The 24,496-nt window shown below is 67.8% G+C and carries 23 protein-coding genes and 1 rRNA gene; all 24 read right to left on the reverse strand.

Annotated elements, in window-relative coordinates:
* Positions 1 to 87, reverse strand: a 16S ribosomal RNA gene (locus tag ACFXK0_RS18410); the annotation flags it as partial.
* A 411-nt stretch (positions 88 to 498) separates the two neighbouring features.
* Entirely contained in the window at positions 499 to 1,779 is a 1,281-nt protein-coding gene (gene murA, locus ACFXK0_RS18415) for a UDP-N-acetylglucosamine 1-carboxyvinyltransferase (RefSeq protein ID WP_379411616.1), read from the reverse strand.
* 79 nt (positions 1,780 to 1,858) lie between these two features.
* Positions 1,859 to 2,437 (reverse strand): cob(I)yrinic acid a,c-diamide adenosyltransferase, encoded by a 579-nt coding sequence (locus ACFXK0_RS18420; protein WP_379411617.1) that lies wholly within the window; start codon positions 2,435 to 2,437, stop codon positions 1,859 to 1,861.
* Positions 2,434 to 2,862 (reverse strand): DUF2550 domain-containing protein, encoded by a 429-nt coding sequence (locus ACFXK0_RS18425; protein ID WP_379411618.1) that lies wholly within the window; start codon positions 2,860 to 2,862, stop codon positions 2,434 to 2,436. Before ACFXK0_RS18425 ends, ACFXK0_RS18420 begins: the two co-directional genes overlap by 4 nt.
* 175 nt (positions 2,863 to 3,037) lie before the next feature.
* A complete protein-coding gene (locus ACFXK0_RS18430; RefSeq protein ID WP_379411619.1) occupies positions 3,038 to 3,415 on the reverse strand; it encodes a F0F1 ATP synthase subunit epsilon in 378 nt (125 codons plus the stop codon).
* 6 nt (positions 3,416 to 3,421) lie between these two features.
* Entirely contained in the window at positions 3,422 to 4,870 is a 1,449-nt protein-coding gene (atpD, locus tag ACFXK0_RS18435) for a F0F1 ATP synthase subunit beta (RefSeq protein WP_379411620.1), read from the reverse strand.
* Between the two features lie 24 nt (positions 4,871 to 4,894).
* Positions 4,895 to 5,866: a F0F1 ATP synthase subunit gamma gene (locus tag ACFXK0_RS18440; RefSeq protein WP_379411621.1), complete on the reverse strand. Its 972-nt coding sequence runs from the start codon at positions 5,864 to 5,866 to the stop codon at positions 4,895 to 4,897.
* 57 nt (positions 5,867 to 5,923) lie between these two features.
* On the reverse strand, positions 5,924 to 7,564 hold the full coding sequence (gene atpA / locus ACFXK0_RS18445; RefSeq protein WP_379411622.1) for a F0F1 ATP synthase subunit alpha: 1,641 nt from the start codon (positions 7,562 to 7,564) through the stop codon (positions 5,924 to 5,926).
* Between the two features lie 67 nt (positions 7,565 to 7,631).
* Complete coding sequence (locus ACFXK0_RS18450; protein WP_379411623.1) at positions 7,632 to 8,444, reverse strand: F0F1 ATP synthase subunit delta; 813 nt, start codon at positions 8,442 to 8,444, stop codon at positions 7,632 to 7,634.
* Positions 8,445 to 8,463: 19 nt separating this feature from the next.
* Complete coding sequence (locus tag ACFXK0_RS18455; RefSeq protein WP_379411624.1) at positions 8,464 to 9,021, reverse strand: F0F1 ATP synthase subunit B; 558 nt, start codon at positions 9,019 to 9,021, stop codon at positions 8,464 to 8,466.
* A gap of 5 nt (positions 9,022 to 9,026) precedes the next feature.
* Complete coding sequence (locus tag ACFXK0_RS18460) at positions 9,027 to 9,275, reverse strand: ATP synthase F0 subunit C (RefSeq protein ID WP_019045404.1); 249 nt, start codon at positions 9,273 to 9,275, stop codon at positions 9,027 to 9,029.
* A gap of 78 nt (positions 9,276 to 9,353) precedes the next feature.
* The gene (gene atpB / locus ACFXK0_RS18465; RefSeq protein ID WP_379411625.1) at positions 9,354 to 10,208 is read right to left on the reverse strand and encodes a F0F1 ATP synthase subunit A; all 855 of its coding nucleotides are present in this window, start codon (positions 10,206 to 10,208) and stop codon (positions 9,354 to 9,356) included.
* A gap of 289 nt (positions 10,209 to 10,497) precedes the next feature.
* Entirely contained in the window at positions 10,498 to 10,956 is a 459-nt protein-coding gene (locus tag ACFXK0_RS18470; protein WP_379411626.1) for a hypothetical protein, read from the reverse strand.
* Between the two features lie 27 nt (positions 10,957 to 10,983).
* On the reverse strand, positions 10,984 to 12,114 hold the full coding sequence (locus tag ACFXK0_RS18475; RefSeq protein WP_379411627.1) for an MraY family glycosyltransferase: 1,131 nt from the start codon (positions 12,112 to 12,114) through the stop codon (positions 10,984 to 10,986).
* Positions 12,115 to 12,127: 13 nt separating this feature from the next.
* Positions 12,128 to 12,784, reverse strand: a complete 657-nt coding sequence (locus tag ACFXK0_RS18480; protein WP_379411628.1) for an L-threonylcarbamoyladenylate synthase — start codon at positions 12,782 to 12,784, stop codon at positions 12,128 to 12,130.
* A 236-nt stretch (positions 12,785 to 13,020) separates the two neighbouring features.
* Entirely contained in the window at positions 13,021 to 13,917 is an 897-nt protein-coding gene (gene prmC / locus ACFXK0_RS18485; RefSeq protein WP_379411629.1) for a peptide chain release factor N(5)-glutamine methyltransferase, read from the reverse strand.
* A gap of 42 nt (positions 13,918 to 13,959) precedes the next feature.
* Positions 13,960 to 15,030 (reverse strand): peptide chain release factor 1, encoded by a 1,071-nt coding sequence (prfA, locus tag ACFXK0_RS18490; RefSeq protein WP_379411630.1) that lies wholly within the window; start codon positions 15,028 to 15,030, stop codon positions 13,960 to 13,962.
* 98 nt (positions 15,031 to 15,128) lie between these two features.
* Positions 15,129 to 15,362, reverse strand: a complete 234-nt coding sequence (gene rpmE, locus ACFXK0_RS18495) for a 50S ribosomal protein L31 (protein WP_379310600.1) — start codon at positions 15,360 to 15,362, stop codon at positions 15,129 to 15,131.
* Between the two features lie 224 nt (positions 15,363 to 15,586).
* Positions 15,587 to 17,587, reverse strand: a complete 2,001-nt coding sequence (gene rho / locus ACFXK0_RS18500) for a transcription termination factor Rho (RefSeq protein ID WP_379411631.1) — start codon at positions 17,585 to 17,587, stop codon at positions 15,587 to 15,589.
* A 357-nt stretch (positions 17,588 to 17,944) separates the two neighbouring features.
* Positions 17,945 to 18,874 carry a homoserine kinase gene (gene thrB / locus ACFXK0_RS18505; protein ID WP_379411632.1) on the reverse strand — a complete coding sequence of 310 codons (930 nt, stop codon included), beginning with the start codon at positions 18,872 to 18,874 and terminating at the stop codon, positions 17,945 to 17,947.
* 25 nt (positions 18,875 to 18,899) lie between these two features.
* Positions 18,900 to 19,994, reverse strand: coding sequence for a threonine synthase (gene thrC / locus ACFXK0_RS18510; RefSeq protein WP_379411633.1), 1,095 nt, complete (start codon positions 19,992 to 19,994; stop codon positions 18,900 to 18,902).
* The gene (locus tag ACFXK0_RS18515; RefSeq protein WP_379411634.1) at positions 19,994 to 21,337 is read right to left on the reverse strand and encodes a homoserine dehydrogenase; all 1,344 of its coding nucleotides are present in this window, start codon (positions 21,335 to 21,337) and stop codon (positions 19,994 to 19,996) included. Before ACFXK0_RS18515 ends, thrC begins: the two co-directional genes overlap by 1 nt.
* Positions 21,338 to 21,339: 2 nt before the next feature.
* The gene (gene lysA / locus ACFXK0_RS18520) at positions 21,340 to 22,758 is read right to left on the reverse strand and encodes a diaminopimelate decarboxylase (protein ID WP_379411635.1); all 1,419 of its coding nucleotides are present in this window, start codon (positions 22,756 to 22,758) and stop codon (positions 21,340 to 21,342) included.
* Positions 22,759 to 22,784: 26 nt separating this feature from the next.
* A complete protein-coding gene (gene argS, locus ACFXK0_RS18525) occupies positions 22,785 to 24,446 on the reverse strand; it encodes an arginine--tRNA ligase (RefSeq protein ID WP_379411636.1) in 1,662 nt (553 codons plus the stop codon).
* Positions 24,447 to 24,496 lie beyond the last annotated feature (50 nt).

The raw sequence follows: 24,496 nt of genomic DNA on the forward strand, positions 1-24,496 counted from the left end.
GTACCCCGAAGGGCCTTACCGCTCGACTTGCATGTGTTAAGCACGCCGCCAGCGTTCGTCCTGAGCCAGGATCAAACTCTCCGTTGAAGACTCTCGAAACACTCCGAAGAGCGAATCAGAATAATCTAAAGACTAGAGTCCGAAAACCTAGCAAGCCGAACACCAGCAAATAAGTTTGCTGACATTCAAATGTCCACTCCTCAACCGGGGGGTATGAGAAGCGGAACCAATAATAATATTGGCACTGACATTCATCGACACACTATTGAGTTCTCAAAGAACACACGCACAAGCTTCTACCCGCAACATTTCGTAGGGGCTTCCGCAGGGCAACTGTTCCAACCTAGCGCACCCGACCCCACCGAAGCAAGTTCAGGAGGAGAGGCTGGCTAGATGATCAATCAGGCGCTCACCGCTACCCCGTGGGGGTCCGTGTCGCTCTGACTCGAATAAAGTTACGTGGTGACTAACGCGAAGTCAAATCGCCTGGTCAGGAGGCTATTTCGGCGCGCCTACGCGTTCGACCTGTCCGCCCAGCGCCTGCATCTGCTCGACGAACTTGGGGTAGCCGCGGTCGATGTGGAAGACGTCGTGCACCTCGGTGACACCGTCGGCGACGAGGCCGGCCAGCACCAGACCCGCGCCGGCGCGGATGTCGGAGGACCACACCGGCGCGCTGGACAGGCGCGGGATACCGCGGACCACGGCGTGGTGACCGTCGGTGCGGGCGTCGGCGCCCAGGCGGATCATCTCCTCGACGAAGCGGAAGCGCGCCTCGAAGACGTTCTCGGTGATCATCGAGGTGCCGTCGGCGATGGCGGCCAGGCCGATCGCCATCGGCTGCAGATCGGTGGGGAAACCGGGGAAGGGCAGCGTCGCGAAGTTCACCGCGCGCGGGCGCTCGGGCTGGACCACGCGGAAGCCGTTGGGCTCGTAGGAGATTCGCGCGCCCGCCGACCGCAGCTTGTCCAGTACCAGGGCCAGATGCTTGGGGTTGATCCCGGTGACGCGGACATCGCCGGTGGTCATCGCGGCCGCGATCCCCCAGGTGGCGGCGACGATGCGGTCGCCGATGACCCGGTGCGTGGTCGGCGACAGGCTCTTGACGCCCTGCACGGTCAGCACCGAGGATCCGGCACCGTCGATCCGCGCACCCATCTGCACGAGCATGGTGCACAGGTCGACGATGTCGGGCTCGCGCGCCGCGTTGTCGATGACCGTCTCCCCCTCGGCCAGCACGGCGGCCATCAGGATGTTCTCGGTCGCGCCGACCGACGGGAAGTCCAGCCGGATGCGGGCGCCCTGCAGCTCGTCGGCCTTGGCGACCACACAACCGTGCTCGATCTCGCTGGTCGCGCCGAGCAGACGCAGGCCCTGCTGATGCATGTCCAGCGGGCGCGAGCCGATCGCGTCGCCGCCGGGGAGCGCGACCACCGCGCGCTTACACCGCGCCATCAGCGGGCCGAGCACACAGACCGAGGCGCGGAACTGGGTCACCGCGGGGAAGTCGGCGTGGTACTTCGGTTCCGGCGGGGTGACGATCGTGCAGACCGAGCGGTCGCCGCTCTCGTCGTCGGAGATCGTCACGTCGCAGCCGAGGCCGCGCAGCACATCGGCCATCAGCGGGACATCGAGGATGTCCGGGCAGTTGGTGATGGTGGTCGTACCCTCGGCCAGCAAAGCGGCGGCCATCAGCTTCAGCACGCTGTTCTTCGCGCCGCCGACCGCGACCTCGCCGACGAGCTGATTACCGCCGGAGACCAGAAACCGTTCGCTCACCCCGCCAGCTTATCGACCGTTGCCCGACGACACGCCCCCCGACGCCAAACCGGCCGATCCTGGCGTCGGCGAATCGCTTTCAGCGCTCGCGTCCGCCACCGGGCTGCCACAGCACGTCACCGTCGGGATTGGTGACCCGGCTGAGGATGAACAGCAGGTCCGACAGGCGATTGAGGTACTTCGCGGGCAATACGCTGGTGTCGTCGGGGTGCGCCTCGACGGCGGCCCAGGCCGCGCGCTCGGCGCGTCGCACCACGGTGCGCGCTGTGTGCAACAACGCAGCCAACGGCGTGCCGCCGGGCAGGATGAACGAATTCAGCGGTGCCAGACCGTCGTTGAACTCGTCGCACCAGGCCTCGAGCCGGTCGATATAGGGCTGGGTGATGCGCAGCGGCGGATACTTCGGCTCGGCCACGATCGGGGTGGACAGGTCGGCGCCCGCGTCGAACAGGTCGTTCTGGATCTGGCGCAGCACCGCCAGCACGGCGGGCTCCGGCGCGCCGAGGGCCACCGCGACGCCGAGCGCGGCATTGGCCTCGTCGCAGTCGGCGTAGGCGATCAGGCGCGGATCGTTCTTGGCCACCCGGGAGAAGTCGCTCAGACCGGTGGTGCCGTCGTCGCCGGTGCGGGTGTAGATACGGGTCAGGTGAACGCTCACTGGGGGCCTCCTCGGGTGCGGCGGGCACGGTCGGAGGGACGTGACTCCATCCAGGACAGAAAAGCCGCCATCGATCCGCGGTCGAGGGCCAGCTCGAAACTGTTGTGCGGGTCGGTGACGGCTACTACGACGAGGTCTTCGGTCATGATGTCGAATTCGTCGCCCTGTGGTGCGCGGCGTTCGACGATCTCGAGGCCCTGCCGGTGCACGGTGCTGTCCGGGCCGAGCTTCAGGCTGGTCAGTTTGAAGAAGACGAGCCGGTCTTCTTCGTAGCGGATGAGGCCGTGCCGCCAGCCCTGGCCGCCGCGCGCGGGCAACACCCGCAGCAGCGCGGCCGTGCCGCCCCGGCGCAACATCACCAGCCGATAGGTCGAAGCACCGGCTACGAACACGAGCGTCAGCACCAGAATGATCAGGAGAACCATCCCGGTCTGCAATGCCGTACGCCCTTTCGCTCTGCCGGTGCCACAAAGACACCCCCATGCGATATTCAATCACGCCCGATACCGCCGCTTTCGCGGGGACCGCCACTGACCCCGCAGACAGCACTGCCGGTGACGAACCGAAGTTCGTCACCGGCAGTGGGCTGTGCTCGTGCGATCAGGCCTTGACGTTCGCTTCGACCGCGCGCACCTGGCCCTGGGCGACCCGCAGCTCCACCTCGGTGGCGCCGGTGTCGGCGAGGACCTGACGGGCCGCGTCGACGTCGACCTCGGCCGCGAGATCCGCGGACTCGGCCAGCACCCGCACGGTATCGGCGGTCACCGAGAAGAAGCCGCCGTGCACCGCGGCGACGATCCGCTCGCCGTCGGTCGACACGATGGACACCGTGCCGCCCTCGACGAGCTGACCGAGCAGCGGCTCGTGGCCGGCCATGATGCCGATCTGACCTTCGGTGGTCTGCGCGCTGACGAACGTCGCCTGGCCGGACCAGAGCTTGCGTTCGACCGCTACGAGATCAACTGTCATCTCCGCCATGGTGGACTACTTCCCGGCGATCTTCTTCGCAGCGGCCTCGACGTCGTCGAGACCACCGCAGGAGTTGAACGCCTGCTCCGGGAAGTGGTCGAACTCGCCCTTGCAGACGCGATCGAAGTCGTCGATGGTCTGCTCCAGCGGCACGACCGAGCCCGGCTGACCGGTGAACTTCTCGGCCACGATGAAGTTCTGGCCGAGGAACTTCTCCAGACGACGGGCGCGACCGACCAGGACCTTGTCCTCTTCGGAGAGCTCGTCCATACCGAGGATGGCGATGATGTCCTGCAGTTCCTTGTACTTCTGCAGGATCCGCTTGACCTCGTTGGCGACCCGGAAGTGACGCTCGCCGACGATCGAAGCCTCGAGGATACGAGAGGTCGAGGTCAGCGGGTCGACGGCCGGGTAGATGCCCTTCTGCGAGATCGGGCGGGAAAGCTCGGTCGTCGCATCGAGGTGGGCGAAGGTGGTCGCCGGCGCCGGGTCGGTGTAGTCGTCGGCGGGGACGTAGATCGCCTGCAGCGAGGTGATCGAGCGACCACGGGTCGAGGTGATGCGCTCCTGGAGCTCACCCATCTCGTCGGCCAGCGTCGGCTGGTAACCCACGGCCGAAGGCATACGACCCAGCAGGGTCGAGACCTCGGAGCCGGCCTGGGTGAAGCGGAAGATGTTGTCGATGAACAGCAGCACGTCCTGGTGCTGGACATCGCGGAAGTACTCCGCCATGGTCAGCGCGGACAGGGCCACGCGCATACGCGTGCCCGGCGGCTCGTCCATCTGGCCGAAGACGAGGGCGGTGTCCTGGAGGACGCCCATCTCTTCCATTTCCAGGTGGAGGTCGGTGCCCTCACGGGTACGCTCACCGACACCCGCGAACACCGAGGTGCCGGAGAACTCGCGAGCGATACGGGTGATCATCTCCTGGATCAGCACGGTCTTGCCGACACCGGCACCACCGAACAGACCGATCTTGCCGCCCTTGACGTACGGGGTCAGCAGGTCGATGACCTTGACACCGGTCTCGAGCATCTCGGTCTTACCCTCGAGCTGGTCGAAGCTCGGGGGCTTGCGGTGGATGCCCCACTGCTCGCCGTCGCGGCCGAGGCCGGGCGAGTCGAGGCAGTCGCCGAGGGCGTTGAACACGTGGCCCTTGACGATGTCACCGACGGGCACCGAGATCGGCTTGCCCGAGTCGACGACAGTCGCGCCACGGACCAGGCCGTCGGTGGGCTGCATCGAGATGGTGCGCACGATGTTGTCGCCGAGGTGCTGAGCGACCTCGAGGGTCAGGGTCTTGGCCACCGACGCGAGCTTGATGTCGGCGTTGAGAGCGTTGAACAGCTCGGGGATGGCGCCACGCGGGAACTCGACGTCCACGACGGGGCCGATGACACGGACGACGCGGCCGGCGGTTGCGCCCGCCTTGGCTGCGTTGTCCTGAGTGACAGCTGCGGTCATTAGATTGGTTCTCTTCCTGCGCTTCTAGTCGCGGTCCGAGCTCGACGCCAGCGCGTTCACGCCGCCGACGATTTCGCTGATTTCCTGCGTGATCTGGGCCTGACGCACCGAGTTCGCCTCGCGCTGGAGCACACTGGCCAGCTCGTTGGCGTTGTCGGTCGCCGCCTTCATTGCGGTGCGCCGAGCCGCGGACTCGGATGCCGCTGCCTCGAGCAACGATGCGTAGATACGCGTGTTGACGTACTTGGGCAGCAGCGCGCCCAGCAGCACGTCGGCGTCCGGCTCGAATTCGTACTGCGCCGTGGCCACCGCGTTCGGCGAATCCGAGACGATGTCCTCGCCGAGTTCGTAGTTCTCGTCGACGAAGCTCACCTGGATCGGCGCCAGGCGGCGCACCTCCGGGTTCTGCGTCAGCATCGAGACGAACTTGGTGTACACGATGTGCAGCTCGTCGACGCCCGCGATGGTTCCGGTGCCGTCCAGCGCGGGAACCTCGCTCTCGGAGCCGGCCATGAACGCCTCGACCAGGTGCTCGCACGCGGCCGACGCGTCGGTGTACTTCGGCTGCTGCGAGAAGCCGGTCCACGACGCCTGGTACGGGCGGTTGCGGAACTTGTAGTACGTGAGGCCCTTGTTGCCCATCACGTACAGCACCGGCTCCTTGCCCTCGCCACGCAGGGTGGTCATGAGCTCCTCGGCGCGCTTGAGCACGTTCGAGTTGTAGCCACCGCACATACCGCTGTCGCTGGTGATCACCAGGACAGCGGCGCGCCGGGCGTCGGGACGCTCGGTCAGCAGCGGGTGCGACAGGTTCTTCGACGCGCTCGCCAGTTCGCCGAGGACCTTGGTGATCTCCTCGGCGTACGGCTTGGCCGCCGCGACCCTGGCCTGGGCCTTGGAAATTCGCGAGGTCGCGATGAGTTCCTGAGCCTTGGTGATCTTCTTGATCGAATTCACACCACGAATACGGGAGCGCAATTCGCGCAAACTAGCCACTAGCGGGTCACACTCCCTTCGTCAGATCGGTAGTTGCCGACATCAGTTCGACCCGGCTTACTTCTCGACGTGCTTGCGGGTGACCGACAGCGACTCGACCTCTTCGTGGTCCAGATCGCCGGCGGCGGCCTCGTTCACGACGCGGCTGCCGTCGGAGGCCAGGAAGCCTTCCTTGAACTTGTCGGTCTCCGACTTGATCGCGTCGGCGGCCTCGCCGTCGAGCGGCTTGCGGCCACCCTCGAGCGCGTCGAAGGACGACTGGGTCGCGCTGTGCAGGTGCTCGAGCAGCTCGGCGGTGAAGCGACGCACGTCGCCGACCGGCACCGAGTCGTAGTAGCCGGCGTCGACCAGGTAGATCGAGATGACCTGATCCTCGACGGCGACCGGGGAGTACTGGTTCTGCTTGAGCAGCTCCACCCAGCGGGCACCACGCTCGAGCTGGGCCAGCGAAGCGGCGTCCAGGTCGGAGGCGAAGGCGGAGAACGCCTCCAGCTCGCGGTACTGGGCCATTTCCAGACGCAGCGAACCGGCGACCTTCTTCATGGCCTTGGTCTGGGCGGCGCCACCGACACGGGAGACCGAGGTACCGACGTTGATCGCCGGGCGGACACCCTTGTTGAACAGGTCGGACTCGAGGAAGACCTGACCGTCGGTGATGGAAATGACGTTGGTCGGGATGAACGCCGAGACGTCGTTGGCCTTGGTCTCGATGATCGGCAGACCGGTCATCGAGCCGCCGCCCATCTCGTCGGACAGCTTCGCGCAACGCTCCAGCAGACGGGAGTGCAGGTAGAAGACGTCACCGGGGTACGCCTCGCGGCCCGGCGGACGACGCAGCAGCAGCGAGATGGCGCGGTAGGCCTCGGCCTGCTTGGTCAGGTCGTCGAACACGATCAGGACGTGCTTGCCCTGGTACATCCAGTGCTGGCCGATGGCCGAACCGGTGTAGGGGGCCAGCCACTTGAAGCCGGCGGAATCCGACGCAGGGGCGGCCACAATCGTGGTGTACTCCATCGCGCCGTGCTCCTCGAGCGCGGTCTTGACGCCCGCGATGGTGGAGCCCTTCTGGCCGATCGCGACGTAGATGCAGCGGACCTGCTTGGTCGGGTCGCCGGTCTCCCAGTTCGCCTTCTGGTTCAGGATCGCGTCGACGGCGACGGCGGTCTTGCCGGTCTTGCGGTCGCCGATGATCAGCTGACGCTGGCCGCGCCCGATGGCGGTCAGCGCGTCGATCGCGGTGATACCGGTCGCGAGGGGCTCCTCGACCGGCTGGCGCTCCAGCACGGTCGCGGCCTGCAGCTCGAGCACGCGGCGGTCGTCGGCCTCGATCTCGCCCAGGCCGTCGATGGCCTGACCGAGCGGGTTGACGACGCGACCGAGGAACTTGTCGCCGACGGGAACCGACAGCACGTCGCCGGTGCGGCGGACCTGCTGGCCCTCTTCCAGCGAGGCGTACTCGCCGAGGATGACGGCACCGATCTCGGTGTCCTCGAGGTTCAGCGCGACGCCCAGGACGCCGCCCGGGAACTCGAGCAGCTCGTTGGCCATCGCCGAAGGCAGACCGCTGACGTGCGCGATACCGTCGCCGGTATCGGTCACGAGGCCGACTTCTTCGATGGAGGTTTCCGGGGTGTAGCTCTGGGTGTAGCTCTCGATCGCGCTACGGATCTCGTCGGAGGAGATCGTCAGCTCCGCCATGTTGTTCCTGCTCTCGCTGTGGTCTCGAATGTCGGGGGTTGGGAAGAGGCGTCCGGGCTGCGTCGATTTACGACAGTGCCCGGCGCAGCTTCTCCAGTCGGCCGGTGGCGCTGCCGTCGATGACGTCGTCTCCGACGCGTACGACGACGCCGCTCAGCAGCGTCGGGTCGACCTGCACGTGCACGGTGACCGCCTTGCCGTAGATCCGCTGCAGGGAAGCCGAGAGCTTCTCCTTCTGCGGACCGGACAGTTCGGCCGCGGCGTGTACGTGGGCGACGATCTGGTCACGACGGGCCGCCGCCAGATCGGACAGGGCGCCGAAGGCGACGCCGATGTTGTTGGTCCGCAGTCGGGTCACCGCCTGCTCGGCCAGCGCCAGGGTGGTCGGCTCGGCCTTGCCGGTCAGCAACCGAACGATCAGCTCGCGCCGCGCCTCGGTGGGCTTGCCCTGATCGGACAGTGCCTGCTCCAGCTGCGGGTTGTCGGCGATGATACGACCGAGCCGGAACAGCTCGTCCTCCACCGCGGCCAGCCGGCCACTGTCGGCGGCCGACTCCAGCAGAGCCTCCTGCCCGAGTAGCACCAGGGTGTCGACCAGATCACGGGCCCGCGACCAGTTCTGGGCCACCGCGGTGGTCAGCACTGCCTGCGTGGCAGCGCTGACCTTGCCGCCGAAGATCCGCTCACTGAGATCAGCGCGCGCCGAACCCGGCACCGACACGTCCGCGAGCGCCACACGCAGCGAACGCTGGTCGTCCAGCACGGCGACAACGGCGAACAGTTCCGACCCCGTTGTGGCCGCAACAGTTTCGCTTCCGGTCAGAGCGGCCCGAAGCGCCTCCCGGGACCGGGAGCTGGCCTCGCGGCTCGCTGCGTACATGCTTCTCACTTTCGCGTCGTTACCTTCCGGCCCCGATGGCGGTGGTGTCGTCGAGTTCGCTGAGGAACTTGTCGATCGACGCCGCCTGCTTGGCCTCGTCCGAAACCGACTGGCCGATGATCTTCTCGGCCAGGCTGACGGCGGTGACGCCGACCTCGGAACGCAGCTCGGTCAGGATCTGCTGGCGCTGGGCTTCCAGCTGGGAGTGACCGGCGGCGACGATGCGGTCGCTTTCGGCCTGGGCATCCGTGCGCATCTGCGCGAGGATCTGCTGACCCTGGGTGCGCGCATCCTCGCGGATACGTGCGGCCTCGAGCCGGGCGTCGGCCAGCTGCTGCTGGTACTGCTGCAGCGTCTGCTGTGCTTCGACCTGGGCTGCTTCGGCCCTGGCGATACCGCCTTCGATCTTGTCGGCACGCTCGTCGAGGGTCTTGGTCACACGTGGGATCACGTACTTCCAGAACAGCAGACCGATGACGGCGACGCAGACGATCGACCAGACGATGTCGTACGTTTCGGGGATGAGAGGATTCACATCCTCTCCCCCTTCGGCAGCGAGCGTGATGAGTTCGCGCATCGGAATCAGAAGATGAAGCCGGCGACGAGGCCGATCAGCGCCAGGGCCTCGGTGAACGCGATACCGAGGAACATGTTGGTCCGGATCTGGCCGGCCAGCTCGGGCTGACGGGCAAAGCCCTCGATGGCCTTACCGACGACGATACCCACGCCGATGCCGGGGCCGATCGCGGCGAGACCGTAGCCGATGGCGCCGAAGCCCTTGAAGGTGCTCTCGGTGGTCGCGGCTTCCTGGGCCAGGTAAGCGAGGCTCATGAGTCTTCTTTCCCTTTCTTTTGCTCACCCGCCGGTCGGCGTGTGTAGCAGGTTTGGCAGTACTGGTATGGAAACAGGTCAGTGGTCGGCAGCGTGCTGCGCGAGGCTGATGTACACCGCGGTCAGCAGGGCGAACACGTACGCCTGCAGGAAGATGACCAGCAGCTCGAACAGCGTGAAGCCGATGCCTGCCAGCAGCGAGAAGGGCGAGAAGACCTTCATCCACGAGGTGGCATCGAAGAGGAAGAACCAGGTGGCGCTGAAGAACAGCACCAGCATGATGTGACCGGCCAGCATGTTGGCCATGAGTCGGACGGTCAGCGTGAACGGGCGCAGGATGAACGTCGAGACGAACTCGATCGGGATCAGCAGCACGTGCAGCGCGGGCGGCACATCGGGCACGACGATGCTCGAACGCATGTACTTCCAGAAGCCGTACTTGCGGATACCGACGTAGTTGAACGCGACGTAGGCGATCACGGCGAGCACCAGCGGCATACCGACGCGGGCATTCGAGGAGATGTTCAGGAACGGCACGACACTGGAGAAGTTCAGGAACAGCACCGTGAAGAAGATCGTCGCGATCAGCGGGAGGAACCGCTTACCGGATTCCTTGCCGAGTACCTCGTCGGCGATCTGCTCCTTGACGAAAACCACGGCGGTTTCCACCACGTTCTGCAGGCCGCGCGGCACGATCTTCGGCGAGCGGAAAGCCAGCGCGAAGACGAGCACCACAACAGCGGTCATCAGCAGCCGGATCAGCATCAGGCGATCGAGTTCGAACGGCGTACCCTCGAACAGCACTGCTGGAGGGAAGAAGTCGGACAGCGATGGCGCGTGGAACTCGCCCGCCGCCAAAGTGATGACGCTCAGCGTTCTCTCCCGTGTTCGGGCCGCGGGTACGACGGTCATTCCCGCGGTTCGATCGGACATTGACGATCAATGGGGTCGACTCTGGTCGGCTCGAAATTCGACAGTTGCTTCGTACGGGGTATCCCGCATCAGCTTCTGTTCGGGCGTCGGCGACATCGTCGACATGCTTCAACCGGGCACATTCCACCCGGATCGGCAGTAAGCATAGCGGCACCGGGTGGGATCGTGGCGATCCCCCCTCGGCAACCCGAGGCAATGCCCCGAGTCATACCGGGCAGCGCCTCCAGCTTGGGTGCTTGCTTACCAACACTTTACCAAGCTATCTACGACAGTGTGTAGCTGGGTGGGATTATTCCTGTTCGGAAGCCGTTTCGTCGTCCCCCGCGCGTGTCGTGACATACGGAACCTTCACGCTCACAACACCGTACGTCTCCGCGCCCAGCACGATCAGCAGGGCGCCGACCACTGTGAAGAACAGCGTGGGCCTGCTGTAGAAGTCGAACTGGTTGAGCACACCGACGATCACCAGCGCGATCAGCAGCTTGCCGACCCAGCTGACCAGCATGACCAGGCCCGCGGTGCTGGGCGGCAGCTTGGCGCCGAGCAGTACGGCGACCACGGTGGTGAGGATGAATCCGCCGCCGATGGCCGAGCCGAGCAGCGCGCCCCACAGGCCCGGCGTCCCGGCCACGAGGGTGGCGATCACCACCGAGACGACCACCAGGACACCGAGCCCGATCAGGCCGTAGCGCAGCGCGGTGCGCAGAGGGGCGTCGGGGCCTGGCACGGGGTTCGGTGTAAAGCTCACGGCGCGTACTTTACCTTCGGCCGCCGCTCAGCGGTTGGCCGACTCCACCCGGCGCATCGATGGGATCGCGGTCACTACCAGCGCGAACACCAATCCACCCGCCACCAGCAACACCACGATCCGCCGATCCATCAACGAGGTCCCGACCGCGCCGAACGCCAGTACCCCGACCCACAAATAGATCAGCAGAACCACGCGCCGCTGCGAATGTCCGATCTGCAGCAATCGGTGATGAAGATGCATTTTGTCCGGTGTGGAGAAACTCACGCCGGCGCGCACCCGGCGCACGATCGCGAGCAACAGATCGAGCACCGGAATGAACATCACCGCGCCGACCAGCAACAGCGGCGAGAGCAAACCCACAATGTCGCGCGGGCCATAGCCCTGCAGCGGAATTCGCCCGGAGGCACCGGTGGAAACAGCGGCCAGCATCAAGCCGATCATCATCGAACCGGTATCGCCCATGAATATTCGGGCGGGCGAGAAATTGTGCGGAAGAAATCCGAGGCACGCACCGGCCAGCGCGGCGGCCAGCAACGCGGGCGGATAGGTGTCCACCGAGCCGCCCTGGTCGTAGAGCAAACCGATGGAGAACGCGAAAACCGCGACCGCGCAGATCAAACCGAGCCCGGCCGCCAAACCGTCCAGGCCGTCGACGAAGTTCATCGCGTTCACCAGGGTGACGGTGATACCCACGGTGACCAGACCGCCCTGCAACGCGTCCAGCACCACGGTGGTGTCGTTGAACGGGTCGTAGATGACGTACCAGCTCAGGCCCATCACCGCCATCACCCCCGCCGCGGTCACCTGACCGGCGAATTTGGTGAGCGCGTCCAGCCCCCAGCGGTCGTCGACGATACCGACCAGCACGATGATGGTGGCGGCGACCAGCACCGCCGGAATATCGGGCGCGTAATCGAATCCGCGACGCAACGCGGGCAACTGGTGCGCGAACAACACCGCGGCGACGACACCGACATACATGCCGACACCACCCATGCGCGGAATCGGCGTCACATGCACATCACGCTCGCGCGGCACGGCGACCGCGCCGAAGCCGATCGCCAGCAGCCGCACACCACCGGTGGCCAGGAAGGTGACCGTGGCCGAGACGAGCAGCACGAGCAGCAGCTCGCGCAGGGGAACAACACTGCTCATCGGATACGTGCGATCACCGCTGCGCGACGCTGAGCGCGTCGGGCGTCATCCCGAGCACTTCGGCGATATCGGCCAGCGGCACGGCACCCTCCCGCAGCACCCGCGGCTGATCCGCGGTGAGATCGACGATCGTCGACGCGACCGCGTGCTCGGCCGGGCCGCCGTCGAGATACACACTCGCCAGCGAACCGAGCTGCTCGCGCGCCTGCTCGACAGTGCTCGCCGGCGGCTGACCCGAGACATTGGCGCTCGACACCGCCAGCGGACCGACCTCGCGCAGCAACTCCAGCGCCACCGGATGCAACGGCATCCGCAGCATCACCGTGCCGCGGGTGTCACCGAGATCCCAGGCCAGCGACGGCGCGGCCTGCACGACCAGGCTCAACGCACCGGGCCAGAACGCCCGGATCAGCTCACGCGCCTGCGGACGGACCGAGAACACCAGGCCGTCGATGGTGTGCCAGGAACCGACGAGCACCGGGACGGGCATATCGCGACCGCGGCGCTTGGCGGCCAGCAGGTCGGCGACCGCCGAGGAATCGAAGGCATCGGCGGCCAGGCCGTACAGGGTGTCGGTCGGCATGACGACCAATCGTCCGGACTTGAGCGAGCTGGTCGCGGCAGCGATCCCCGCAGCCCGCGACGCCGCATCCGCACAGTCATAGACCACTGTTCCGCCTCTCCGCGTATTTTTCCGGTCGCTTGGTGCGGGGTGAGTCTAGCTCTCGGGCCTGCGGGGGCGTGTGGGGGGAGTTTTGGGCGTACCCGGGGAGTTACCCATGTTCTGGCGAGATCAGTTGTTGCGTTGGATGCGGTGTGAATGCTGGGTGCTGGGCATTCGTCGTGGCGGCTGTACAGGGGCACCGTTGTGAGGTTTGCCGGGCGAGGTTTGCATGTCGTGCCGGATCAGGGAGTGCCGGGCTTGGTGCCGACGACGAAGCGTGGTTTGCCGGCGAGGTCGGGGTGTTCGACGATGTCGGTGAAACCGGCGGCCGCGAGGAGGGTGGCCGCGCCGGAGCCGTTGGTGTCGTCGTGTTCTATGCCGGTGGCGCCGCCGGGGCGCAGGAGGCGGGTGATGGTGGGGACCATGGCGCGGATGATGTCGAGGCCGTCGGGGCCGCCGAAGAGAGCGCGGTGTGGGTCGTGGTCGGCGACTTCCGGGTCGAGGACGGCGGCGTCGGGGATGTAGGGCGGGTTCGCTACGAGCAGGTCGACGCGGCCGGTCAGCTCGGTGAGCAGGGCGGGGTCGGTGACGTCGTCGGCGTAGAGGGTGATGGGGGTGTCGCCGTCGGCGATCCGGGCGTCGGCGTTGCGGCGGGCCCAGGTCAGGGCGTCGGAATCGAGTTCGACGGCGTGCACCGCGGCATCGGGGCGAGCGTGCGCGATGGCCAGGGCCAGGGCGCCGGAACCCGTACACAGGTCGACCACCACCGGCTCGTGATCGTGCGGCAGCGTCTCCAGGAAGGCCAGCGCCCAGGCGAACAGCAGCTCGGTCTCCGGACGCGGCACGAAGACACCGGGGCCGACGGCGAGGTCGATCTCGCCCATCGCGGCGGTTCCGGTCAAGTGCTGCAACGGGATTCGCGCGGCCCGCTGGTCGACGAGCCGGGCGAACCGGTCGGCGTCGGCCTGCTCGACCATCGGCACCAGGGCCAGGCGCATGCGCTCGGTACCGAGCACGTGCGCGGCCAGGGTCTCGGCGTCGGGCAGCGGCGAGGCCACGCCCGCCGCGGCCAGCCGTTCGGCGGCCGCGACGATCAGCGGACGCAAACGCACCCGGTCGGTCATCGCGTCATCGGGCATGCTCGCCACCTCTCCTCGGTCTCCACCGGGGCTCGTCGCGCGTTATTCGGCAGCCATGCGGGCGTCGCGATCGGCCTTGCCGAGCGCGTCGAGCAACGCGTCCAGGTCACCGTCGAGAACCGCGTCGAGATTGTGCGCCTTGAAACCGATGCGGTGATCGGCGATCCGGTTCTCCGGGAAGTTGTAGGTGCGGATCCGTTCGGAGCGGTCCACCGTGCGGATCTGGCTGGCGCGACCGGCGGCGGCCTCCTGATCAGCCTGCTCCTCGGCCAGCGCCTGCAACCGGGCGGCGAGCACCTGCATCGCGCGCGCCTTGTTCTGCAGCTGGGAGCGCTCGTTCTGGCAGGTCACCACGATGCCCGACGGCAGGTGGGTGATGCGGACCGCGGAGTCGGTGGTGTTGACGCCCTGGCCGCCCTTGCCGGAGGACCGGTAGACGTCGATACGCAGGTCGGTCTCGTCGATCTGCACCTGCTCGACCTCGTCGGGCTCGGGGTAGATCAGCACGCCGGCGGCCGAGGTGTGGATGCGGCCCTGCGATTCGGTGACCGGCACACGCTGCACGCGATGCACACCGCCCTCGAACTTGAACCGCGACCACACCCCGTCGCGGGCCGCGTCCTTGCTCTTGATCGACAACGTCGCGTCCTTGTATCCGCCCAGGTCGGAATAGGTGACGTCGAGCGTCTCCACCTTCCAGCCGTGCCGCTCGGCGTAGCGGATGTACATCCGGGCCAGATCGGCGGCGAACAGCGCCGATTCCTCGCCGCCTTCACCGGACTTGACCTCGAGCACCACATCGTCGCCGTCGTGCGGATCACGCGGAGCCAGCAGATCGGCCAGCGCCTGCTCGAGCTCGGCCAGCTGGCTCTCCAGACCGGGCACCTCGGCGGCGAACGCGGCATCGTCGGCGGCCAGCTCCCGCGCGGCCTCCAGATCATCACGCACCGACTCGAGCTTGCGGTAGGTGCTCATCACCGGCGCCAGCTCGGCGAACCGCTTACCGACCCGCCTGGCCGCGCCCGCGTCGTTGTGCAACGCCGGATCGGCCAGCTGCGTCTCCAGGCCCGCGTACTCGGCCAGAATGTCGTCGATGGCGGACGGCTGCGTCACGTTTGCTTCCTTATGTGCGGTGCGGAACGGGATCGGTGGGGCGAGAAACCACCGACGCCCGGCCTGCGCGATGCAGAACCGGGCGTCGGGTGAGGCAACTAGCTGTCGGCGTCGGCCTTCTTGCCTGCGCGCTTGCCGTAGCGAGCCTCGAAGCGAGCGACGCGGCCGCCGGTGTCGAGGATCTTCTGCTTGCCGGTGTAGAACGGGTGGCACTGCGAGCAGACCTCGACGGTGATCTGGCCGGACTCCTTGGTGGAGCGAGTCTGGAAGGTGTTGCCGCAACCACACACGACGGTGGTGTCGACATACGTGGGGTGGATTCCTGCCTTCATGGGCGTCCTCTCGATAATGGTCGCCGGGTCGTACACCGCTGGAGCGCGGGATACGTGAACCGGAACCGACTAGGCGGGATGTCTGCGAACGCGCAGACACACAGCGAGCCAGTATGCCAGATCTGGCCACTGCCTCCGAAAACACCCCCGAGCACCCCTTTGTTCCCGGCCTGGAACCAGACAGGGGCCCCGCCGTAGCGGAGCCCCTGTGGGTGTTCAGCGAATCACTCGTCGAGTGCGCCCGGTGCGGTCTTGGAGACCGTCATCAGGAACTCGAGGTTGTTCTTCGACTTCTTCAGCCGGTCCATCAGCAGGTCGATGGCCTGATGCGAGTCCAGACCCGAGAGCACGCGGCGAAGCTTGTGCACCACCGCCATCTCGTCGGGCGACATCAGCAGCTCGTCGTGGCGGGTGCTCGACGGGTTGATGTCGACCGCGGGGAACACGCGCCGCTCGGCGATCTTGCGGTCGAGCTTGAGCTCGGCGTTGCCGGTGCCCTTGAACTCCTCGAAGATCACCGTGTCACCGGTGGAGCCGGTCTCGACCATCGCCGTGGCGATGATGGTGAGCGAGCCACCGTTCTCGATGTTGCGTGCCGCGCCGAGGAACCGCTTGGGCGGGTACAGCGCGGTCGAGTCGACACCACCGGAGAGGATGCGGCCCGAGGCGGGCGAGGAGTTGTTGTACGCGCGGCCCAATCGGGTGATCGAGTCCAGCAGCACCACAACGTCTTTGCCCATCTCCACCAGACGCTTCGCGCGCTCGATGGCGAGCTCGGCGACCGAGGTGTGGTCACCCGGCGGACGGTCGAAGGTGGAGGCGATGACCTCACCCTTCACCGAACGCTGCATGTCGGTGACCTCTTCAGGACGTTCGTCGACCAGCACGACCATGAGGTAGCACTCGGGGTTGTTGATCGCGATCGCGTTGGCGATGTCCTGCATGATCGTGGTCTTACCCGCTTTGGGCGGGGACACGATCAGCGCGCGCTGACCCTTGCCGATCGGCATGATCAGGTCGATCACGCGCGTGGTCAGCTTGTTCTGGGTGGTTTCCAGACGCAGGCGCTGGTTCGGGTACAGCGGGGTCAGCTTCTGGAAGTCGGGGCGGCGCTTGGCCGCGTCCACCTCGCCACCGTTGACCGTGTCCAGGCGCACCAGCGGGTCGAACTTCTGGCGCTGGTTGCTCTGCTCGCCGTCGCGCGGGGCACGCACCGCGCCGGTGATCGCGTCACCGCGGCGCAGGCCGTTCTTGCGGACCAGGTTCATCGAGACGTACACGTCGTTCGGGCCGGCCAGGTAGCCGGAGGTGCGCACGAACGCGTAGTTGTCGAGGACGTCGAGAATGCCGGCGACCGGCTGCAGGACGTCGTCCTCGCGGATCTCGAAGTCGCGGGCCTCACCGCCGCCGCCGGCGCCACCGTCGCGGTCGCGACCACGACGACGCTCGCGGAACCGGCGGCCCCGGCGACCGCGGCCGCCTTCCTCGTCGTCGCCGCCACGGTCGTCGCGGGGGCCGCGATTGCCGTTCTGGTTCTGGTTGCGGTCGCCCCGATCGCCGCGGTCGCCACCCTGGCGGTCGCCACGCTCGGCACGGTCGCCACCCTGGCGCTCGCCACGCTCGCGACGGCGCTCGCCCTGCTCGCCGCCCTCGGCCTTGTCGGCCTGCTTGGTCTCCTCGGCGCGGTTCTCGGCGGGGGCGTTCTCGCCGCCACCGGAACGGGCCTGGTCACGACCACGACGCTGCCTGCCACGGCCACGCTGGCCGCCCTCACGCGCGGTTTCCTCGCCACCCTCGGCGGGCGCCTCGGACTTGGCCTGCTCGGCCGGAGCCTGCTCGGTCCCGGCCGCGGCGGCCGGCTTCTCGGCGGCGGGCGCGGCCTTCTCGGCACGCGCGGGGCGCTCCGACTTGGCGGGCGCGGCCTTGGCGGGAGCCTCGCTCTTCGCGGGAGCCTCACTCTTGGCAGGCGCTTCGCTCTTCGCGGGAGCCTCGCTCTTGGCGGGCGCCGCGGACTTGGCGGGCGCGTCGGCCGTCACGGCGGCGGCCTGCGCGGGCTTGTCCGCCTTCGCCGGCGCACCGGCCTGGTTTTCCTTGATTGCGGCGATGAGATCGCCCTTGCGCATGCCTGAGGTGCCTCGGATACCGAGCTCCCCCGCCAGTGCACGCAACTGCGGCAACAGCATTCCAGTCAGCCCCGATCGTGCGACGTCGGTGTGTTCGCTCATTTTCGAAATCTGTCCGGATTCACTTTCGCGGCCGCCCGAGTTCGTAGGGTTGGAATCCACCCCGGGTGTCGCGAGCAGGTCCGTTTCTGTCACGGAAGTCCTTTCCTTCCCTCGAATGCCGTGTGCTGAGTCGAGGGTTCGTTCCGTAGACCCGGCAACATATGCCGAGCTCGGATTATGCGTCCAGCAGGACGCCTGTGCCGTACTACCCGCCCCGCCGGACCGGAGGCTTCGCCACCAGAGGAAAGTGGTGAGGGGAGCGATTGCCCTGATGAAGCACCGGCGTCTGATGCGCACGATGTACGGACTTGCACAGAATAGCTGCCCATTGTGAACAACGGCAAGGCAGGCACGCCGTCAGTGCACCGCCACCCCGTCGGCGACGCCGGGTTCGACCACGCGCAGACCGTCGAGATCGGCCTGTTTACGCAGGTCATCGGGGAAATCCTCGGTGGTCAGCGCGAGAATGGTCGGGCCGGCGCCGGAAACCGTCGCCGGGATGCCCGCGGCGCGCAGCCGCTCGATCCAGGCGGTGGTCAGCGGTAGCGCGGGCGCACGCTGGGTCTGGTGCAGCCGGTCGGCGGTGGCCGCCATCAGCAGGTCGGGGCGCTCGGTCAGCGCGACGACGGCCAGCGCCGCCCGGCTGACATTGAACGCCGCGTCCCCGTGCGGCACCAGCTCGGGCAGCAGCCCGCGGGTGTGCGCGGTCGAGGAGCGTTCCTGCGGGATCAGCACCACCGGGCGCAGCGCGGCCGCCGGGTCCAGCCGCACGGCCCGGTAGCTGCGGGTGATGTCGGCATCCTCGGTTTCGGTCCACGACACCACGATTCCGCCGAGCACGCTGGCGGCGGCATTGTCGGGATGTCCCTCGAACTCCGCGGCCAGCTGCACCAGCCGGTCCTCGTCCAGGCGCAGCGCCGGATCGAACTTCGCGGCCAGGCCTGCGCCGGCGGCCAGGCCACCGACCACGGCCGAGGCGCTGGAGCCGAGCCCGCGCGAGTGCGGAATCACGTTGCGGCACACCACGTCGAGGCCGTCGGCCCAGACGCCGAGCGACTCCAGTCCGCGCTCGATCGCCCGTACCACCAGATGTGTTGGGCCCCAGGGCACGTCGTCGGCGCCCTCACCCTCGACCTTGATCTCGAGGCCCGACTCGGTGGTGCGCACCACGATCTCGTCGTAGAGACCCAATGCCATTCCCAGGCAATCGAATCCGGGGCCGAGATTGGCGGTGGAGGCGGGCACACGCACGGTCACTGTCAGACCGGCGGGCAGGGTCGCTGTCATCGTCCTGCTCTCGCGTGCGCTCAACTCAGGCCAGCTCGAGTTCGTGGGCGATCGCCACCGGGTCGACAGCGATCGGCTTGACCTCGGGCATCCCGGCCAGCGCGTTGTCGGGGTCCTTGAGACCGTTGCCGGTCACCGTGCACACCACGGTCAGGCCCGAATCCAGCCAGCCCTCCTGGCGGGCGGCCAGCAGACCGGCCACACTCGCCGCCGACGCGGGCTCGACGAAGACACCCTCGGTCGCGGCGACCAGCCGGTACGCGGCCAGGATCTCGGAGTCGGTGGCCGCCCGGAAGGCGCCACCGGACTGCTCCTTGGCCTCCATCGCCCCGTTCCACGACGCCGGGGCGCCGATCCGGATGGCGGTGGCCACGGTCTCGGGATCCTTCACCGGGGCACCGTTGACCAGCGGCGCGGCACCGGCGGCCTGCACACCGAGCATGCGCGGCAGCACCGAGGTGACGCCGTCGGCGTGGTACTCGCGGTAGCCACGCCAGTAGGCGGTGATGTTGCCCGCGTTGCCCACCGGCAGCACGTGCACATCGGGCGCCTTGCCCAGCACATCGCAGATCTCGAACGACGCGGTCTTCTGGCCCTCGATCCGCGCCGGGTTCACCGAGTTCACCAGGCCGACCTCGGGGAAGTCCGAGGTGACCTTGCGGGCCAGCTCGAGACAGTCGTCGAAGTTGCCCTCGACCTGGATGATCTTGGCGCCGAGCATCACGGCCTGGGCCAGCTTGCCCATCGCGATCTTGCCCTGCGGGATCAGCACCGCGCACTCCATGCCCGCGCGGGTGGCGTAGGCGGCGGCCGAGGCCGAGGTGTTACCGGTGGAGGCGCACAGCACGGCCTTCTGGCCGCGGTACTTCGCGTCGGTCATCGCCATCGTCATGCCACGGTCCTTGAACGAACCGGTCGGATTGGCGCCCTCGACCTTGAGGTACACCTCGCATCCGGTCAGCTCGGACAGGTGCGTCGCGGGAACCAGCGGGGTACCGCCCTCGAACAGGGTGACCGGCTCCCACTCGGCCGCACCGGCCAGCCGGTCGCGGTAGGCCGCGATCAGGCCCGGCCAGCGCGAGTGCACGCCGAGCTGGGGGGCGATGCCAGTGGTGCTCATTATTCTTCAGTGCCTTCCAGTCTGAGAACGCTGGTCACGGAGGTGACGGAGTCCATGTCGGCCAGTGCCGCGACAGTATCGGCCAGCGACGACTCCACCGCATGGTGGGTCACCACCACGAGCCGGGCGCCGTCGCCGTGGCCCTGCTGACGCACGGTGGAGATGCTCACGCCGTGCTGAGCGAACTCCCCCGCCACCGCGGCGAGCACGCCGGGACGATCCTCCACCTGCAGGTTCACGTGGTAGCGGGTGGGGGTGTCACCGATCGGCGCGATCGGCAATTCAGCATAGACCGACTCGCCGGGGGCCCGGCCACCGTAGAACTTGTTCCGCGCGGCCATCACCAGATCGCCGAGCACGGCCGAGGCGGTCGGCGCGCCACCGGCGCCCTGACCGTAGAACATCAGGCGACCGGCGTTGTCGGCCTCCACCACGACGGCGTTGAACGCGCCGTTGACCGAGGCCAGCGGGTGCTTGCGCGGGATGAGCGCCGGGTAGACGCGCACCGAGACGCGGTCCTTGCCGCCCTCGTCGGAGCCGGGCTCACCCGGACCGGAGGACACCCGCTCGCAGATGGCGAGCAGCTTGACCGTGCAGCCAACGGCCGAGGCGGTCTCCAGGTCCTCGGCGGTGATCTCGGTGATGCCCTCGCGGTACACATCGGCCGCGGTCACCCGGGTGTGGAAGGCCAGCGAGGCCAGGATCGCGGCCTTGGCGGCGGCGTCGTAGCCCTCGACGTCGGCGGTCGGGTCGGCCTCGGCGTATCCGAGTTCGGTGGCCTCGGCGAGCACGTCGTCGTAGGCGGCGCCGGTCTCGTCCATCGCGGAGAGGATGAAGTTGGTGGTGCCGTTGACGATGCCGACGACCCGGTTCACCCGGTCACCGGAGAGCGACTGGATCAGCGGGCGCACCACCGGGATGGCGCCGGCGACGGCGGCCTCGAAGTACAGGTCGGCGCGCGAACGCTCGGCGGCGGCGGCGAGTTCGCCGGTGTAGTCGGCCAGCAGTGCCTTGTTGGCGGTGACGACGGACTTGCCGCCGGTCAGCGCGGCGCCGATCAGCGCACGGGCCGGGTCGATGCCACCCATGACCTCGACGACCAGGTCCACGTCGTCGCGGGCGACGAGCGCCGCGGCGTCGGTGGTGAGCAGGTCGGCGGGCAGCCCACGGTCCTTGTTCACGTCGCGCACGGCGACGCCGCGCAGCACCAGCGGCGCGCCGACGCGCGAGCGCAGGTCCTCGGCGTGTTCACGCAGCACGCGCACGACCTCGGTACCGACCGTGCCCATGCCGAGCACGGCCACACCCAGCGGACGCCCCGCGCCCCCGTTGTTCGCGCTCATTGTCATACCTCCAGGCTCAGCAGGTCCGCCACCGTTTCCCGGCGCAGTATCAGTCGCGACGCACCGTCGCGCACCACGACCACCGCGGGCCGGGTGAGCTGGTTGTAGCGGCTCGACATCGAATAGCAGTACGCGCCGGTCGCCGCGACGGCCACCAGGTCGTCGGGGGCGACATCGGCGGGCATCCAGGTGTCCCGGATGACGATATCGCCGCTCTCGCAATGCTTTCCGACCACGCGCGCGACCACCGCGTGCGCCTCGGACGTGCGCGAGACCAGACGGCAATCGTAGTCCGCCTGGTACAGCGCGGGGCGGATATTGTCGCTCATTCCACCGTCCACGCTGACGTAGCGGCGCCGCGCGCCCCCGTCGAGCTCGACGTCCTTGATGGTGCCGACCTCGTAGAGGGTGACGGTACCGGGGCCCGCGATGGCGCGACCGGGCTCGACGGCGATGGTCGGTTCGGGCAGCCCGGCGCGGGTCGCCTCGGCGGCGACCAGCTCACGCAGGCTGGCGGCGAACTCGTCCAGCGGCGGCGGGTTGTCGGCGGGCAGGTAGGAGATGCCGAGGCCACCGCCCAGGTCCAGGGTGGCGATCTGCGCGGTGCGCTCGATGCCGAACTTGTCGATGGCCTCGCGCAGCAGGCCGAGCATGCGGCGGGCGGCGATCTCGAAGCCGTCGATCTCGAAGATCTGCGAGCCGATGTGGCTGTGCAGGCCGACCAGGCGCAGGTTGTCGGTCTCGAAGACGCGGGCCAGCGCTTCCATCGCGTCACCACCGGCGATCGAGAAGCCGAACTTCTGGTCCTCGTGGGCGGTGGAGATGTACTCGTGGGTGTGCGCCTCGACGCCGACGGTGACCCGGACCAGCACGTCCTGGACCACGCCCGCCGCACCGGCGACGGCCTCGAGCCGGTCGATCTCGTAGAGCGAGTCGACCACCACGTGCCCGACGCCTGCCGCGACGGCGGTCTCGAGCTCGGGCACCGACTTGTTGTTGCCGTGCAGGGCGATGCGCTCGGCCGGGAAACCGGCGTGCAGCGCGACGGCCAGCTCGCCGCCGGAGCACACGTCCAGCGACAGGCCCTCATCACGGATCCAGCGCGCGATCTCACCGCACAGGAACGCCTTGGAGGCGTAGTGCACGCGGGCATTGGGGCCGAAGGCGGCCACCATGTCGCGGCAGCGGGTGCGGAAATCGTCCTCGTCGATGACGAACAGCGGCGTGCCGTACTGCTGGGCGAGCTCGGTGACCGGTACGCCGGCCAGCCGGACCACGCCGTCGTCGCCGCGGGTGGCGTTGCGCGGCCACACGTTGGCCGGGAGGTCGATCATCTCGCTGGGATCGGCCGGACGCTCGGGCAGGCTCGGGGCGTGCGGGATCTCTGCGTGCCGGGGACCGGCCGGGTGTGCACCACTCACGGTTGTGCGTCCTTCCTGGAAAGTGTTCACATGCGCTCCGGTGCGCTGACGCCGAGCAGGGCGAGGCCGTTGGCCAGCACCTGGCGGGTGGCCTTGACCAGTTCGAGCCGGGCGGCGTTGAGCGGGGTGACGGCGTCGTCACCCTTGGGCAGCACGCGCATGTCGTCGTCGGACTGGAAGGGGTGGTAGACCCCAGCCAGTTCTTCGAGGTAGCGGGCGATGCGGTGCGGTTCGCGGGTCTCGGCGGCGGTGGCGACCACGCGCGGGAAATCGCCGAGGGTGCGGATCAGGTCGCCTTCGCGGGCCGAGTTCAGCAGCGCGAAGTCGGGGGCGACCGAGGCGAACTCGTCGAAGCGCGCGGCATTGCCGATGATGCTGTTGGTCCGCGAGTGCGCGTACTGCACGTAGTAGACCGGGTTCTCGTTGCCTTCCTTGGTCCACAGGTCCAGGTCGATGTCGATGCTCGAGTTCACCGAGGACCGCACCAGCGAGTAGCGGCTCGCGTCGACGCCGATCTGCTCGACCAGGTCGTTGAGCGTCACCACGGTGCCGGCGCGCTTGCTCATCTTCACGGCCTGACCGTCACGGACCAGGTTCACCATCTGCCCGATCAGCACCTCGACGGTGTCGGGGTTGTCGCCGAAGGCGGCCGCGGCGGCCTTCAACCGGCCGATGTAGCCGTGATGGTCGGCGCCGAGCATGTAGATGGCCAGGTCGAAGCCACGCGCGCGCTTGTTCTGGAAGTAGGCGATGTCACCGGCGATGTAGGCGGCGTTGCCGTCGCTCTTGAGGACCACGCGGTCCTTGTCGTCGCCGTATTCGGTGGAGGCGATCCACCAGGCGCCGTCCTTCTCGTACAGGTTGCCGGAGTTCTTGAGCTCCTCGACGGCGGACTCGACGGCGCCGGAGGCGAACAGTTCGCTCTCGTTGAAGTACACGTCGAAGTCGGTGCCGAAGTCGTGCAGATCCTGCTTGATCTGGGCGAACATCTGCTGCACGCCCTCACGCCGGAACAGCTCGTGCCGCTGTTCGGCGGGCAGGGTGAGCGCGTCGGGATGCGCGGCGACGATGCCTGCGCTGATCTCCTGGATGTATTCGCCCGCGTACCCGTCCTCGGGGGTCGGCTCGCCGAGCGCGGCCGCGACCAGCGACTTCGCGAAGCGGTCGATCTGCGCGCCGTGGTCGTTGAAGTAGTACTCGCGGGTGACCTCGGCGCCCTGCGCGGCCAGGATGCGGCCGAGCGCGTCACCGACGGCCGCCCAGCGGGTACCGCCGAGATGCACCGGACCGGTCGGGTTGGCGGAGACGAACTCGAGGTTGATCTTCGTGCCGGACAGCGCGGCACCGGTGCCGAACCGCTCGCCCGCGGCCAGGATCTGGGCGACGATCGCGCCCTGCGCGGAGGCGGCCAGCCGGATGTTCAGGAAGCCCGGACCTGCGACATCGGCCACATCGATACCGTCGGTGGCCGAGAGCGCCTCGGCCAGCCAGCCGGCCAGCTCACGCGGATTGGTTCCTACCCGCTTGGCCACCTGCATGGCTACATTCGTGGCATAGTCGCCGTGTTCCGGGTTGCGCGGACGCTCCACTGTGACCTGCTCGGGCAGGACCGACGAGTCCAGTCCACGTTCGACAAGCACCTTCGCGGCGGTGGTGCGAAGGAGATCTGCAAGGTCAGCTGGAGTCACGAGTCTCTATCCTATTGGCTGGGCGCCTCGCAACCACGACCGCCCGGTAC

The organism is Nocardia sp. NPDC059177, from assembly GCF_042755165.1.
In the GTDB taxonomy this organism is placed as follows: Bacteria; Actinomycetota; Actinomycetes; order Mycobacteriales; family Mycobacteriaceae; genus Nocardia.